Source organism: Leifsonia sp. AG29 (assembly GCF_009765225.1).
Classification (GTDB): Bacteria; Actinomycetota; Actinomycetes; order Actinomycetales; family Microbacteriaceae; genus Leifsonia.
This window is the reverse complement of record NZ_VMSF01000001.1, coordinates 1836932-1851514: the sequence shown is the minus strand read 5'-3', so window position 1 is coordinate 1851514 and position 14583 is coordinate 1836932. Positions and strand designations below refer to the sequence as shown.

Below are 14583 nucleotides of genomic sequence, written 5' to 3'. Positions count from 1 at the left end.
CCCGCGCCGCGGCTACGATGCGATCATGGCGACCACTGACAGCGGCGCGGCCCTCGGCCGGACCCTCGGCAAGACCTTCACGACCACCGCCCTGGTCGGCACCGGGATCGCGCTCGCCGCGGCCGCGGGCACCGCGTGGGCGACCGCACGGGTCGCGCGCACCGTGATCACGCCGGTGCGCCGCCGTCCGCAGAACCAGGTCGTCATCGGGGTGGACGGCGACGCGGGCACCGTGACGCTCCGGCGCACGCCGGATGCGGCGATGCCCGGACGGTTCGGCCTCTTCTTCGGCCACGACACCGGGTACGCGCGGCTGGGCGGCCTGCTGGAACTCGGCGAGCGCACCGTCACCCGGGAACTGGAGGAGATCGTCTACGGAGACCTCCGGCCCGGCCGCGCCCGGATCAGCGGTTACTACCACCTCGACCCGGAGGAGCTCGGGCTCCCCGTGTCGAGCGTCTCGGTCCCGACTGACCTGGGAGAGGCGCCCGCCTGGCTCTTCCCGGCCCCCGAGGGCACCGACGACGGACGCTGGGCGATCCAGGTGCACGGGTGGGGCGCCACCCGGCAGGAGGGACTGCGCGCCGTCCCCGAGTTCCACGCCGCCGGGTTCACGTCCCTCCTCGCGTCGTACCGCAACGACGGGCACGCTCCCGACAGCGCCGACCGGCGCTACGGCCTGGGAGGCACGGAGTGGCGGGACATCGACGCCGCGATCGGCTACGCGCTCGAGCACGGCGCCCGCCGGATCGTCCTCATGGGCTGGTCGATGGGAGGCGCGGTCGTGCTGCAGACCGTCACACGCTCCGAGCGGCTCGACAGCGTGGCCGGCATCGTGCTCGAGTCGCCCGTCATCGACTGGGTGGACACGCTGCAGTTCCAGGCCGGCCTCCTGCGCCTCCCGAGCCCGATCACGCGAGGTGCCATGCGGCTCATCGAGGCCACGTGGAGCGGGCCGATCACCGGCCAGGGCGCGCCCATCGACCTGAAGAGCATGGACTTCGTGGCGCGCGCGGCCGACCTCGATCGGCCGACGCTCCTCCTCCACAGCTCGGATGACGGGTTCGTGCCGGACGCCGCCTCCCGGGCGCTCGCCGAGGTGCGCAGCGACATCGTCACCTACGTGCCCTTCACCGTCGCGCTCCACACGAAGCTCTGGAACTACGACGAGGCGGGCTGGCGCTCCGCCATCCGGAGCTGGCTCGACGCCACGGTGCCCGCCGAGGCGGCGCAGCCCGCGTCCGCCGGCTGACGGCCGGACTACGCCCGGGCGGCTGTCTTCTCTCGCACCTGGCGCTTCGCCCGCCCCAGCAGGGCCGACATGCCCCTGATCCGCAGCGGCGAGACCGCCTCGGTCAGCCCGAGCGTCTGCGGGAAGTCGTCGGGGACGGCCAGCACCTCGTCGCTCGTCAGCCCGTCGAGCCCCTGCACCAGGATGGACGCGAAACCGCGAGTCGTCGGCGCCTCCCGCGGGGCGGTCGCGAACAGGTGAACAATGTCGTTCTCGTCGACCTCGACGAAGATGAACACCGGCGCCTGGCACTCCTCGACGCGCTCGAACAGGTCCGGGTGCTCCCGGTACCGCTCGGGGAGCTCCGGCAGCTCGTCCGAGAACTCCAGGAGGAGCTGGAGGCGGTCGTTCTGCTCCAGCGCCTGGAAATCGTCGCGGATCTCGGCGAGCGTGCCGGTGAGGTCGGTCATCCCTCCAGCCTACGTCGCCCCGGCGGCCTCAGCGCGGGGCGGGCGCCTCCCCGGGCTCGGTGCCCGTGGCGATCGGCACGCGGACAGCCGAACCCCACTCGGTCCACGAGCCGTCGTAGTTCCGCACGTTCTCGAACCCGAGCAGGTGCGTCAGCACGAACCAGGTGTGGCTGGACCGCTCTCCGATCCGGCAGTACGCGATCACATCGTCGCCGGGGCGGAGTCCGGCACCGCCCAGGTAGACCTCCTCGAGCTCCGGCCGGCGCTTGAACGTCGCATCCGGCGCGGCTGCCCGCGCCCACGGCACCGACGCGGCCGACGGGATGTGCCCGGCCCGCAGCGCTCCCTCGGTCGGGTAGCCCGGGATCTCGGTGCGCTCGCCGCTGTACTCCTCGGGCGAGCGGACATCGATGAGCGGCTTCCCGAAGTGGGCCAGCACGTCCTCCTTGAACGCCCGCACGGTGTGGTCGTCGCGCTCGACCACCGGATAGTCGGCCGGCGTCGGCCTCGGCGACTCGCGGGTCAGCTCGCGTCCCTCCGCGATCCACTTGTCGCGGCCGCCGTCGAGGAGGCGCACGTCCTCGTGGCCGAACAGCGTGAAGACCCACAGCGCGTAGGCCGCCCACCAGTTGTTCTTGTCGCCGTAGATGACGACCGTGGTGTCGCGCGCGATGCCCTTCGATCCGAGCAGCTCCGCGAAGCGCTCCGGGCTCACGTAGTCGCGCACGACCGGGTCGTTGAGATCGGTGTGCCAGTCGATCTTGACGGAACCGGGGATGTGGCCGGTTTCGTACAGCAGGACGTCCTCGTCCGACTCGACGACGACGAGGCCGGGCTCGCCGAGGTGGTCGGCGAGCCAGGAGGTGCTCACGAGTCGTTCGGGGTGGGCGTAGGCGGCGAAGTCGGGTGAGGGATCAGCTGCGATGGTCATGCTCTACATCCTCCGGGATAGGCTGGAATCCTGCGACTCCGGGGCCGCCTCCTCAGGCTACGCGGAGCCCGAGACGGGAAGAACGGCCCGGTTAAGACTTCGACACAAAGGTGCACACCCCGCTATGACGATCGAGAAGACCGGAGCCCTCCCGCGCCTGGCAGACCGCTCCCCGCAGATCACCGGGGCGGAGATCGCCGGCAGCCTGGTCCCGCCTTCGCAGTTCGAGCACGCCACCTTCGAGTCGTACCGGCCCGACCACGATTACCCCTCCCAGGCCGAGGCGGTGGCCACGCTCAAGCTGTTCGCGAAGGCGTGGGAGCCGCAGCGGCCGGCGGGCCTGTTCAGCCGCAGCCGGCGCAAGGTGGAGGCGATGAAGCCCGGCGTGTACCTCGACGGCGGGTTCGGCGTCGGCAAGACGCACCTCCTCGCCGCGCTGTGGCACGAGGCCCCGGGCACCAAGTACTTCGGCACGTTCATCGAGTACACCGCTCTCGTCGGCGCGCTCGGCTACGCGGGGGCCGTCGACCTGCTCCGCGGATCCGACCTCATCTGCATCGACGAGTTCGAGCTCGACGACCCGGGCGACACCATGATGATGACCCGGATGCTCGGCGAGCTCGTCGCCTCCGGCACCCGCATCGCCGCGACGTCGAACACGCCGCCGAACGCGCTGGGGGAGGGGCGCTTCGCGGCGAGCGACTTCCTGCGGGAGATCCAGTCGCTGTCCGCGCACTTCCAGACGATCCGCATCGACGGGCTCGACTACCGGCGGCGCGACACGACCGGCAGCGCGCTGACGGTCGAGCCGGCGGAGTACCAGCGCGTCCTCCGTGCGCTGGCGGACCGCGGCGAGACGGCGACGAGCGATGCCTTCCGCGACCTCATCGCCCACCTCGCGACCGTCCACCCGTCGCGGTACATCAAGATGCTCGACGGGATCGACGTCATCGGGCTCTCCGACGTGGAGGTGCTCCACGACCAGATGGCTGCGCTGCGGCTCGTCGCCTTCATCGACCGCGTGTACGACGCCGAGATCCCGATCGTGCAGACCGGCGTGCCCCTCAACGAGGTCTTCGACGAGGAGATGCTCGGAGGCGGCTACCGCAAGAAGTACCTCCGCAGCGTCTCGCGCATGATCGCCCTGACCGCGGGCGAACTGCCGCCGCACGACGACTAGCCCCGGTCGAGGGAGGCGCACATCACTCGCGCCGCGCATTCCCGGCACCGCGAAACACAGTGTTTACACGACGTGCGAACGCGTAACACGGGTGAAACACGAGCATCGTTCTGACGAAACCTCTCGCGATCAGACTGGCTCCACCCCGAACCCCCCGGACCCCCGACCGGTCGTCGCCACCGGAGCCGGGACCGCACAGAGAGGTAGACAATTCGCATGGTGCTCCACACAGCAGCGGACTACGCGCCGACAGGGACGGTCAACGCCCTGTGGCTCCTCGTCGCCGCAGCCCTCGTCCTTCTCATGACTCCCGGCGTCGCCTTCTTCTACGGCGGCATGGTCCGAGCGAAGAGCGTCATCTCCATGATGATGATGAGCTTCGGCGCGATGGCGCTCATCGGCGTCCTCTGGGTCGTCTACGGCTACGGCCTGTCCTTCGGCAAGCCGTCCATCCCGCACTGGCTCGGAACCCCAGACTGGTTCCTCTCGAGCCTCATGGGCAAGGACGGGATCACGCCGGATCTGGGCGGCCTCGCCTTCGCCGGCTTCCAGGCCACCTTCGCCATCATCACCGTCGCCCTGATCTCGGGCGCCATCGCCGACCGGGCCAAGTTCGGCGCGTGGATGGTCTTCGCAGGGATCTGGGCGACGATCGTCTACTTCCCGGTCGCGTACTGGGTGTTCAACCTCGCCGACGGCTGGGCTCCGGCCGTCCTCCACGTGAACGACTTCGCGGGTGGCACGGCGGTGCACATCAACGCCGGTGCCGCGGGCCTCGCTCTCGCCCTCGTCCTCGGCAAGCGCGTCGGCTTCCAGAAGGGCATGTCGAAGCCGCACAACGTGCCGCTGACGCTCCTCGGCGCAGCCCTGCTCTGGTTCGGCTGGTTCGGATTCAACGCCGGCTCCGAGGCCGCGGTGGACGGCGTCGCGGCGATCGCCTGGATCAACACCCTCGCTGCCCCGGCCGCGGCGACGATCGGCTGGCTGATCGTCGAGAAGATCAAGGACGGCAAGCCGACCTCCATCGGTGCCGCATCGGGTGCGGTCGCGGGTCTCGTCGCCATCACGCCGGCCTGTAACATCCTGACCCCCGGCTTCGCGATCCTCCTCGGCCTCGTCGCCGGTGCGGTGTGCGCCCTCGCCATCGACCTCAAGTTCAAGCTCGGCTTCGACGACTCGCTCGACGTGGTCGGCATCCACCTCGTCGGCGGCATCATCGGCACGCTCTGGATCGGCATCTTCGGTTTCACCCACGTCTACAACAGCAAGGGCGAGCCGACGAGCGCGTTCTCCAGCCTGCTCTACGGCGGCAGCTTCCAGCAGCTCGGCGTCCAGGCGATCGGCGCCTTCTCGGTCCTGATCTACTCCTTCGTCCTGGCGTACGCCATCGGCTGGGTCATCCAGAAGACGATGGGCTTCCGCATCAAGAACGAGGACGAGCTGGCCGGTGTCGACACCGTCGTGCACGGCGAGGAGGGCTACTCGCTCGAGACGGTCTGACCGGTCGGTCGGTCCAACGGTTCCCGGGAGGGGCGTCGCCGCGGCGGCGCCCCTCCCGTCGTGCGGCGGCCGCGCCTCCTGTCGCAACCGGGTGGCGGGCCCGGCACGTGCGATGCTTGCATCCGACGGCCCGGGCTTCCGGGCTCCCAGGCGGCCGGACGGCCCGGGCGACGGAGCGGGGAGGCGCCATGAGTGCGGCGACGGGTAGCCAGATGGACGCGCTGCTGCTGTTCATCTGCGGCGCCCTGACGATCCTCGCCGCCCTGGGTCTCGCGCTGTTCGTGGGCGGCCTCGCCGGGCGGGAGTCTGCCGGGCGGTCGTTCCGGGCTGTCCTCGCGAGCGGGGCGGTCACGATCGTGCTGGCCATGCTGGGCGGCTACGGCATGGCCGCGGGCGCGCCACTGATCCCGCACCTCGTCGGCCGGCCCGACCCCGGTCTCTCCACCGTTGCGGGCCTCCACCCGCTCTCGGCCGATCCCTACGCGGCAGCTCGCGCCGGCTATGTCATCGCCGCCTGTGTGCTCGTCGCGGCCGTGGTGGCCGTCATCCTCGCCTCCCGCTTGACTCTGCGCGCACTGATGCTGTTCGTCGCACTGTGGTGCGTGCTCGTGCTGTTCCCCGTCGCATACGCCGTGTTCGCGCTGGCGGACGGCTGGGCGGTCGATGTCCTCGGCGTCGTCGACGTCGGAGGCGCCCTTCCCGTCATCGCGGCCGGTGCGTCGGCCGCCGGGGTCGTCCTGGCGTGCGGGCGCGGCGAGCATGCGCCGGGAGGCATCCGCAGCCTCCCGCTCGTGGCGGTGGGCGGGGCCCTGCTGTGGGTCGGCTGGCTGGGGCTGGTGGTGGGCTCCGAGGGCGCGATGGACCGGTACACGCCGCTCATCGCCATCAACGCGTTCCTGGCCTCCGCGGGCGGCGCCCTCATGTGGATGCTCGTGGATCGTGTGCTCCTCCGGCGGCCGACGGTCGCCAGCGCCTTCTGCGGCGCCTTCTCGGGTCTCGTCGCGATCACCCCGGCCTCGGGGGTCCTCACCCTGGGCTGGTCGCTCCTCCTCGGCGCCCTCGCGGCCCTCGCCTGTGCGACGCTCGTGGACCTCGCGGCGCGCGCCCGATTCGGTCCCGCGCTCACGATCTGCGTGATCACCGTCGCGGCCAGTTTCGTCGGGCTGCTCTACATCGGCCTGTTCGCCGCTGGAGGAGGCATGGTCGACAGCGGCAACTTCGATCTGTTCGTCGCGCAGGGGACCGCCGGTACCGCCGTGCTGCTCTACGCCTTCGTCGTCTCGTCGCTGCTCGCTCTCGCGCTGCGGTTCACCGTGGGGCTGACCGGTGTCCGCTATCGTTCCGGACGTGGTGAGCGCTCGAGGATTCCTGCAAGCACTGACGGCCCTGTTCCGTCCGGCACCCCGGCGCGGACGCAGCCGCGGGGTCGCCGGACCGGGACCCGGGCGCAGGGGCGGACAGCGGCCGACCGGCCTCGTTGAGCCCGGGCGCTCCGGGACCTGGGCGACCGTCCAGGTCGACCCGCGTCGGCTGGGTCGGCTCCGGACGTCGTACAGCCCGCGGCGCGGGGGGAACGCGGATCCGGGGGAGATCGTGTGGACGTGGGTCCCGTACGAAGAGGGCGACGGCCGCGGCAAGGACAGGCCCGTTCTCGTCGTCGCCGCCGAACCGGCCGGCTCCGTGATCGCCGTCGCGCTGACGAGTCAGGAGCACCCGGGACGTCCCGAGTACCTGCCGATCGGTTCGGGCGACTGGGACGGGAGGACGCGGCCAAGCTTCGTGCGCCTCGACCGGGTCTACCGAGTGCAGCAGAGCGGCATGCGCCGGGAGGCGGCGGCGCTCGACGCACGCCGGTTCGCGGTCGTTCGGGAGGCGCTGGCGGCCCGGTACGGGTGGCGGTGATGCGTGTGGGCGCCGTGGAAGGACGTGCGTCGGCGAGCGAGGTTCGCTTGCGAGTGCGGCGGTGCGGTGCGGTGCGGTGCGGTGCGCGAGTGCGTCGCTGTGGGACGTCTGCGGCTGCGCGCGCAACCGCAGACGTCCCGACGAAGCGCACTCGGCGACCGCCGGGGAAAGGGAAAGGCCCCGGGAGACCCGGGGCCGGCTGCGGTGGGCGATACCAGACTCGAACTGATGACCTCTTCCGTGTGAAGGAAGCGCGCTACCAACTGCGCCAATCGCCCATCCTGCGGACCGGAGACCGGGCCGCGGCTTCCGATACTAGCCGACGGGAGGGGCCCAATGCACATCGTGAGGGGGAGGCGCGCCGACACACCCGGATGCGCCGTTCGGTTTTGTGATCGCCGATCCTTTCGGCTAAAGTCGTTCAAGTGCCGCAGGGAACTGCAGCGCGAAATGCGGATGTAGCGCAGTTGGTAGCGCATCACCTTGCCAAGGTGAGGGTCGCGAGTTCGAGTCTCGTCATCCGCTCGAGTGGGCCCGGTATCTTCGGATCCGGGCTTCTCGAATACGGTACGGTACGCATCCGTGTTGTGGCGTTCGGTGGATTGGCCGAGAGGCGAGGCAGCGGCCTGCAAAGCCGTATACACGGGTTCGAATCCCGTATCCACCTCGATCCTGATCATCGCGATCAGGCTCGGGCGATTGGCGCAGCGGTAGCGCGCTTCCCTGACACGGAAGAGGTCACTGGTTCGATCCCAGTATCGCCCACAGAGAGAAAGCCCCGGGAGACCGGGGGTTTTTCCATTGCGGCATGTTGTGATCGCTCGTCCGGGCCAACAACGCGGCCTAACTCGCTACTAACCGTTGCCCTCCTCAAGGACGCCGATTGGCGTTCCGTTCTGGCTGCAGGCTGCGACAGCCTGGAGCATGTCGCGCTGGAACGGCTCGCCGTGCGGGTTGAACGCCGCTCCTTCCACAACTGGAGGCGTGATTGTCGTGTCCTCGAGGAGCCCGCCGACCTGGCTCTCCAGCCCGTGGGTTGCAAGCATGCTCAGCGCCTTCAGCGTCGTAGGCGCGGTGTTGACGATCGCAGCGAATTGAGCATCCGAGAGGGTGCCCTTGTCGTGCTGCATGGAGGCGTTTTCGAGCTCTGTCTGAACCATAGCGAGCACGGCACAGCTCTCACCGATCCGATCGCGCGGGTCTGAGAGCACAGGGGGATGCGTCGGAGTCGCGCTCGGCGAATCGATCTTGGGTTTGGCCGCGACCGGGGACGCGGCGCAGCCCGCTAGCGAAATCGCGCCGATGAGGACAACCACGCCATCGTCGCCGGAGCGTCCAATGAACGTGTACGAAAGCAGCCTAGAGCCGTCGCACCAGGCCGTCGTGTGAGATGTCGTAAGCGCGCGGGTCATGCCGCAGTCGTTGCGCTTCGCCGCCTCCATGTACGTGTGCGCCGTCGAAGAGAGTGTGGCATCGACGCCCGGGACCGGACTACGTGGGACTGGACCGCCCGATGGTGGGTTCAATAGCGCGAATGTCCCGCCGAGCGTCGCCCCAAATCCGACATGTGGCGGGCTTCATTCAGCGCGTCGGTCGCTTTTGCGCCCGGTGGTAAGTCTCCAGCACGGGAGGCACGCCGTCGGTGAGCATCTTCCTGCGCACGTTGGCGAGCAGCTTCGACATCACGAAGCCTCCGACGCCGGTGAACCCGGTGTGATGCCAGGTAAACCTCGTGCCCTCTCGTGTTTCTTCGAGGAGGTACGTGACGTCGGTGAGGTCGCCGGTGGCTTCGTCGCCCTTCCAGGTGTAGTGCAGGGAGTGCGGGGCATCGACGGCTAACACCTCGCAGTAGACCACTCCCGCCCAGCCCACGGTCGGCTTTCCCACGAACCGGAACTTCGTGCCCGGAACGGCCGCGAAGCCTTCGGTTCGTCCTCCCTGCCCGGTCGTGGTCCATCGAGCGACCTGCTCCGGCTCGGTCAGAACGGCCCAGACTTCGTCGGTCGGGTATGGGTAGTCGCGGATGACGGTGTACTCGCTCATGGTCTCCCTTTCATCGGCCATCGGTAGAGTACCTACCGGTTGGTAGATTGTCTACCTGCTGGTAGGTAGAATGGCTCCATGAACGAGACACAGCAGATCGGGGCGCGCGGTCGCGGGTCGCGGACTCGTCTGGCGGCGCAGCAGGTGGCTTTGCGGCTGTTCACGGAGCAGGGATATGAGGCGACGTCGCTCCGGCAGATCGCGGATGAGCTGGGTATCAATAAGGCGTCGCTGTACTACTACTTCGACGGCAAGGAGGCGATCTTGCAGTCTCTCCTCGACCAACGCGGGAACGAGGCAGAAGAACTGCTTGCCTGGATCAGGGAGCAGCCAGCATCGCCTCATCTGCTGGCGGACGCGGTAGCGCGCTGGGTGGATTCGTTCACCGAAGAGAAGTTGCAGGGCATTCGATTCCTTGCCGCGAATCCTCGTCTGCTGACCGGCTTGGCCGGGCCCGAGGAGACCCGCGTCGGCGCCGGCTTGTCTCAAATCGCAGAGTTCCTGAGTGAACTTCTTCCGACGCGCACCGCTGAGGCTGTCGTGATGCTCCGCATGGCACTGCTGTCGATCAACGTCGCTGTGCAAGCGGCGGCGTCCACGGACGCGCCCGACGATGCCATCATCGCCGCCGCGAGGCGCGCAGCGCGGATCATGACCAGCGAGTTACTCACGGGAACACAGCAGGGCGCGTGAATCGATCATGATGCCAGGGCATCCGCTGGCCCGCTCGAAATCGCGGACATCTCTGTCAGAAGAGTGAAACCGCGCATGCGGCGTGCCCGTCGACTGTCGGCACGTCAACCCCGCGGCGGCTCGGCCAGCACTGATCTCGCCGCCCGCAGGCCCGAGTGAAGCGCACCCTGGATCGACGGTGACTCGCGGTGATCGCCCGCGACATGCAGTCCGGGACCGATGCGAGCCGGGGAGGAGCGCCGCAGAGGCGGGGGCAGCGCGGGGAGAGCGTGCGGGATGTCATCGCGACGGAGGAGTTGCCACGACGCCGACGCTGGCCCGTACAACTGCAGGAGGTGGGCGCGCACGTCGCCCTCGCTCGCCACGCTGTCGCGTGCCCACAGGCAGGTGGTCTGCACCAGGTGGCGGCCTCGGGGTGCCGCCTCCGGGATCGTGGCGGAGACAGCCAGTGCGTTGACGATCGGGCCTTCGCGAGTGCCGTCAACCGTCAGCAGCGCGGACGCCGGGGCTTCCTCTGTCGCGAACCACCAGGTCTGCAATCCCCGGGTGGAGGGGGCGCGCACGTTCACGAGCCCCACGAGCGCCTCCGCGCCCACCGCCACGACGACGTCGCGCGCGTGCAGAGCTCCTTCGCCGTGGGCGTCCACCTCCCAGTGACCGTCTCGTCGCCGCAGCCGGCTCACCGCGCGGCCGAGCCGGATGTCGGCTCCCGCCGCGCGTGCGCGCGAGGCGAGCGCGATCGGGAGCGCCGCGATGCCCTCTCGAGGCAGTCCTGCAGCTGCGGGGAGGAATGACCGGGCGAGCAGACGCACGTAAGTATCGGACGTCGATTCCGACGAGTCGGCGAGGACTCCGGAGAAGAAGGGGGACAGCACCTCGGTGCGCAGCGCTCCGGTGAGGCCCGCGGCGTCCCAGCCCTCGCCGATGGTGCGGTCGGGGCGAGCTACCGCAGCGCGCGGCCGCAGGGCGATCGGCCCCAGCCACCGGACGAGTCCCACGAGGTCACGCGGTGTCACAAGACCGCTTGCGATCGTGGCAGGGAGTAGACGGGGATGCCGGAGCGGATGCGCGAGCGCGGCCATCGAGCCGTCCGTGCGGCGCACCCGGACAGCGGTCGGGAACACCGCGACGGAGAGGCTGTCGACGTCTACTGCGGCGCGAACGGCCGGATACGCGGTGTTCAAGACATGGAACCCGCGGTCAAGGGCGAAGCCGTCGACGCGGTCGGTTCGTTGGCGCCCACCGACGCGATCCGCGGCCTCGAGCACGACCACGTCGCGGCCGCGGGCCGCTAGTTCCACAGCGCACCGCAGGCCCGCCAACCCGGCACCGATCACGACCACGTCATGCGTCTGCATGAGCCGAGTGTAGGAGCACATCATCCGAGCGCCCCAGCGTGTCGGGATCGTTCTCCCTCGCGTGATCCAGCCTCCGCCGAATGGTCTCCCGAGAAGTGGGAGTCTCGTCGTCCGGGCGATTCGCGGCCAGGCGACAGGCAAGCCGGTGTGTAGCGGACGTGACCGCCGCGGCACACCCCCTAGCGGCTCGGTCCGGCGGTCACGCCTGTGCCGCCTCCATCACGAGTCGGCCATCAGCAGAACGCTCCGCCCCGGAGCGGTCTCCTGCCGGTCCGGCGAAGTCTGCCAGGTCCGGGTGAACGCGCGGGAAATCACATCCTCTGCGTGAAAGCCGGTTAAGGGTCTCGGCGAAGTCGAGCCGCCCTCCAGCCTCGGAGTGCGGCTGCGTTCTCACTGCTGAGGCACGTGCGGATCGGGCAGTCGGTCGAGGTGGTGGTAGACGACACCGTTCTCATCACCGACGCTCGTGATCGTCGCCGGGTCGAGGTTGATCGTGTCGCCGACATAGACCTGCGTCACGTCCTCGCGCCGCACCGCGTTGATCGCGGTCAGATAAGCCGTGCCGACATCGAAGCGCTTGGCGATGAACTCCCAGATGTCGCCGGGTGCGACGGTGTACGCCACCGGCACACCCTTGCCATCTACACGGACCGTTCCGGTGGCGTACTGGATAGGACCGCAGTCCACGGGCTGCTGCGCTTCGCTCTCGTAGTCGCGTTCCCAGAATCCCCAGCCGTGGCACGCAGCAACTGTAGGGACGGGCGTGGGTGTTGCGGTCGGTGTGAAGGGCGGCGTCGCGGTCGGCGACGCCGGGTGGATCACCTTGTGGACGGAGATCGGGGTGTGGGCGGTGCCGGTACACGCTGTCAGGGCGAGCAGAATGAGAAGCGCCGTGGCCGTTGCACACGAAATTGCCCGCGACATTGTCCCCCGTTCGCGCGATGTTGTCAGTGTAGGGCTCGGCTACGCCAGCTCGCCGGAGTACCGCAACAGCATTGAATCTCGTCGCTCGAACCCGACGGACTCGTACAGCCGGATGGCGGACGCGCGGCTAGGTCGCGACGTGAGATCCAGTGTCCGCAGCCCTCGCTTCCGTGCAAGGTCGATCACTGCCTCGAGCAGCAGCCGTGCGATCCCTTGGCCGCGGAACTCCCGGTCCACGACGACGTCGTCGAGATGGCCGCGGACGCCGGTCGGCAGCGGGAACGACGCAAGCGTCGTCATACCGACGATCCGGCCGCCCTCGCGGGCGACGATGAGGTCGGTCCCGTCGTGCTTGAGCATCGACTCGACACGGCCCCGGTCGAACCTCGCCGTCGACGACAGTTGCGGGAGGAGCCGCTCAATGGCGGCGAGGTCGTCATCGGTGAGCGAGTCGGCTACGTGGACGCGGATCTTGTCGGTCATTGCTGCAGCGTAACGGCCGGATGCGGACGGATCGCCGAACACGGCTACCGCAACTGCGCGCGTTGGTTATTTGTGGACGCAGGTCCCGAAGGATCCCGATCACACTCCCTACGCTCCTGTCAACCAGCTCTGGCACCTTCGGCAGCTCGCCGATGCCCAATACCGTGATGGGTGCGTGGCTTCCACCCGCGATTCGACTCGCGCCGGACGCGAGCTCGGGAGCGGGACCGTCGAGCGAGGGTCAGATGATCTGGCGGCCGCAGTGCGGCTCAGGGCGGGTCAGGGCAGCTCGTGCAGCGCCGCGGCCTCCTCGATCTCGCGCGCCTGCTTGCGGGCGAGCTCCTGCTCTGCGGCGACGTCGATGTTCCGCGTCATCAGCCAGTACGCGACCGCAGCGACCGGGAGCCCGATGAAGAGCGAGATGTCGACACCGCCCAGAGCCTTGGACACCGGGCCCTCGTAGAAGCCCGCGACGTCGAAGAAGGGGATCATGACGACGAACCCGAGCAGGTAGGCGCTGATTCCGGGCCATCCCCAGCGCTTGTAGATGCCGTTCGGTTCGAAGATCTCGGCGACCGCGTAGTGGCCCTTGCGGACGATGAAGAAGTCGGTGAGGTTCACTGCCGTCCAGGGGATGAACAGGTAGAGGATCAGCAACAGGAATGCGTTGAAGTCGCCGAGGAAGTTCTCGGTCGCGTACAGCGCGAAAACGAGTGAGATCGCCGCCGTCACCGCGAGGGTGATGACCCGGATGGTGAGCGTGGGCCGCACCTTCACGAAGCTGTCGATCGACGAGATGAGCGTGAGCGACCCGCCGTACATGTTCAGCGCGGTGACGGACACCAGGCCGAGGGCCGCGATGATCAGGGCGATGATGCCGAAGCCGGGAAAAAGCAGATCCGCCACGTGCTTGAGGTCCTCGACGGTGTTCGTGCCGATGTCCTTCGCTGAGACGGCGACCCAGGAGCCGAGGAACATCACCCAGATGCCGCCGAGCGCGCTGCCCCAGAACGTCCACTGGAAGGTTCTGTTGGCGGAGGTCGTCGGCGGCAGGTACCGCGAGTAGTCCGAGACATAGATCGCCCACGAGATCTGGTAGCCGGCGGCGACACCCAGCTGGCCGAAGAACGCCACCGCGTTGAAGTGGGAGAGGTCGAACTGCGACGCCGGGATGTGCAGGTGCACGATCGCCGAGATCGTCAGCAGGATCAGCATCGCCACCGTCACGTACATCAGATAGCGCTCGAACGTGTGGATGAGGTCGTATCCGACGAGCGCGATGACGACCGCGACGATCGTGACGACCCAGATCCACAGCGGGTTCGTCGACTGTTCCTTGCTGATCGCGCCGCCGACGGCCTCGCCAGCGAGCACCGAGTTGAAGATGTTGAAACCGGCGTACTGGATGTACGCGAACAGCCAGACGAGCAGAGCACCCACGTAGCCGAACTGGGGGCGCGACTGGATCATCTGTGGGAGGCCGAGCTGCGGTCCCTGGGACGAGTGCGCGGCCATGAAGAAGGTGCCGATGAGGATACCGAGGACGATCGCGATGAACGACCAGATCAGGTTCCCGCCGCTCGTGATGCTGATGAGCCCGGTGGCAAGGGTCGCGATCTGCGCGTTGCTCATGAACCAGAGCGGACCGATGTGCGAGACCTTGCCGTGGCGCTCGGAGAGCGGGACGTAGTCGATGGAGCGGACTTCGAGCCCGCGGGACGGAGTGGCGGCTGAGGTGCTCATCGGTGCTCCTTCGCTCGGACGAGGCGGTGCGCGAGGCGCACCCGTGCGGGAATCGTAGCGCCGCTCGGGACTCAGCGGTTCGCGCCCCTCCACAGTGTCGTGGACCCGCGCTGCGGCGGGCATCC

14 protein-coding genes and 4 tRNA genes are annotated in these 14583 nt (G+C 68.7%); 9 read left to right on the top strand and 9 right to left on the bottom strand.

Annotated features, from left to right (window positions below; all coding sequences use genetic code 11):
* Nucleotides 1-25: 25 nt before the first annotated feature.
* Nucleotides 26-1252, top strand: coding sequence for an alpha/beta hydrolase family protein (locus FPT20_RS08960; RefSeq protein WP_158864522.1), 1227 nt, complete (start codon nucleotides 26-28; stop codon nucleotides 1250-1252).
* 8 nt (nucleotides 1253-1260) lie between these two features.
* Here the strand turns inward: FPT20_RS08960 and FPT20_RS08955 are convergent, their stop codons facing one another.
* Both FPT20_RS08955 and FPT20_RS08950 read right to left on the bottom strand, forming a co-directional pair.
* Nucleotides 1261-1701: a SufE family protein gene (locus tag FPT20_RS08955; protein WP_158864519.1), complete on the bottom strand. Its 441-nt coding sequence runs from the start codon at nucleotides 1699-1701 to the stop codon at nucleotides 1261-1263.
* Between the two features lie 28 nt (nucleotides 1702-1729).
* Nucleotides 1730-2632: a sulfurtransferase gene (locus FPT20_RS08950; protein WP_158864517.1), complete on the bottom strand. Its 903-nt coding sequence runs from the start codon at nucleotides 2630-2632 to the stop codon at nucleotides 1730-1732.
* Nucleotides 2633-2756: 124 nt separating this feature from the next.
* On the opposite strand from FPT20_RS08950, the gene zapE reads away from it, so the two are divergent.
* The 4 genes from zapE (at nucleotide 2757) to FPT20_RS17970 (ending at nucleotide 7214) form a co-directional block, all read left to right on the top strand.
* On the top strand, nucleotides 2757-3812 hold the full coding sequence (gene zapE, locus FPT20_RS08945; RefSeq protein WP_158864515.1) for a cell division protein ZapE: 1056 nt from the start codon (nucleotides 2757-2759) through the stop codon (nucleotides 3810-3812).
* A 216-nt stretch (nucleotides 3813-4028) separates the two neighbouring features.
* Nucleotides 4029-5312: an ammonium transporter gene (locus tag FPT20_RS08940; protein WP_158864513.1), complete on the top strand. Its 1284-nt coding sequence runs from the start codon at nucleotides 4029-4031 to the stop codon at nucleotides 5310-5312.
* Between the two features lie 188 nt (nucleotides 5313-5500).
* A complete protein-coding gene (locus FPT20_RS08935) occupies nucleotides 5501-6793 on the top strand; it encodes an ammonium transporter (protein ID WP_158864511.1) in 1293 nt (430 codons plus the stop codon).
* A 112-nt stretch (nucleotides 6794-6905) separates the two neighbouring features.
* Nucleotides 6906-7214, top strand: coding sequence for a type II toxin-antitoxin system PemK/MazF family toxin (locus FPT20_RS17970; RefSeq protein WP_233265454.1), 309 nt, complete (start codon nucleotides 6906-6908; stop codon nucleotides 7212-7214).
* A 205-nt stretch (nucleotides 7215-7419) separates the two neighbouring features.
* Here FPT20_RS17970 and FPT20_RS08925 read toward each other — a convergent pair.
* Nucleotides 7420-7492 (bottom strand) — tRNA-Val (locus FPT20_RS08925).
* Between the two features lie 174 nt (nucleotides 7493-7666).
* Here FPT20_RS08925 and FPT20_RS08920 point away from each other — a divergent pair.
* From FPT20_RS08920 to FPT20_RS08910, 3 genes are all read left to right on the top strand, one after another.
* A tRNA-Gly gene (locus tag FPT20_RS08920) sits at nucleotides 7667-7739 on the top strand.
* A gap of 71 nt (nucleotides 7740-7810) precedes the next feature.
* Nucleotides 7811-7881, top strand: a tRNA-Cys gene (locus FPT20_RS08915).
* A gap of 26 nt (nucleotides 7882-7907) precedes the next feature.
* A tRNA-Val gene (locus FPT20_RS08910) sits at nucleotides 7908-7979 on the top strand.
* Between the two features lie 89 nt (nucleotides 7980-8068).
* Here the strand turns inward: FPT20_RS08910 and FPT20_RS08905 are convergent.
* Nucleotides 8069-8626: a hypothetical protein gene (locus FPT20_RS08905; RefSeq protein WP_158864509.1), complete on the bottom strand. Its 558-nt coding sequence runs from the start codon at nucleotides 8624-8626 to the stop codon at nucleotides 8069-8071.
* A gap of 169 nt (nucleotides 8627-8795) precedes the next feature.
* Entirely contained in the window at nucleotides 8796-9278 is a 483-nt protein-coding gene (locus FPT20_RS08900; RefSeq protein WP_199245729.1) for an SRPBCC family protein, read from the bottom strand.
* Between the two features lie 57 nt (nucleotides 9279-9335).
* On the opposite strand from FPT20_RS08900, the gene FPT20_RS08895 reads away from it, so the two are divergent.
* Nucleotides 9336-9950, top strand: coding sequence for a TetR/AcrR family transcriptional regulator (locus FPT20_RS08895; RefSeq protein ID WP_158864507.1), 615 nt, complete (start codon nucleotides 9336-9338; stop codon nucleotides 9948-9950).
* A 104-nt stretch (nucleotides 9951-10054) separates the two neighbouring features.
* On the opposite strand, the gene FPT20_RS08890 is transcribed toward FPT20_RS08895, so the two are convergent.
* The 4 genes from FPT20_RS08890 to FPT20_RS08875 form a co-directional block, all read right to left on the bottom strand.
* Entirely contained in the window at nucleotides 10055-11308 is a 1254-nt protein-coding gene (locus FPT20_RS08890) for an FAD-dependent oxidoreductase (protein ID WP_158864505.1), read from the bottom strand.
* Between the two features lie 390 nt (nucleotides 11309-11698).
* A complete protein-coding gene (locus tag FPT20_RS08885; RefSeq protein WP_158864503.1) occupies nucleotides 11699-11932 on the bottom strand; it encodes a LysM peptidoglycan-binding domain-containing protein in 234 nt (77 codons plus the stop codon).
* 339 nt (nucleotides 11933-12271) lie between these two features.
* Entirely contained in the window at nucleotides 12272-12715 is a 444-nt protein-coding gene (locus tag FPT20_RS08880) for a GNAT family N-acetyltransferase (RefSeq protein ID WP_158864501.1), read from the bottom strand.
* A gap of 279 nt (nucleotides 12716-12994) precedes the next feature.
* A complete protein-coding gene (locus tag FPT20_RS08875) occupies nucleotides 12995-14458 on the bottom strand; it encodes a purine-cytosine permease family protein (protein ID WP_158864499.1) in 1464 nt (487 codons plus the stop codon).
* Between the last annotated feature and the right edge of the window lie 125 nt (nucleotides 14459-14583).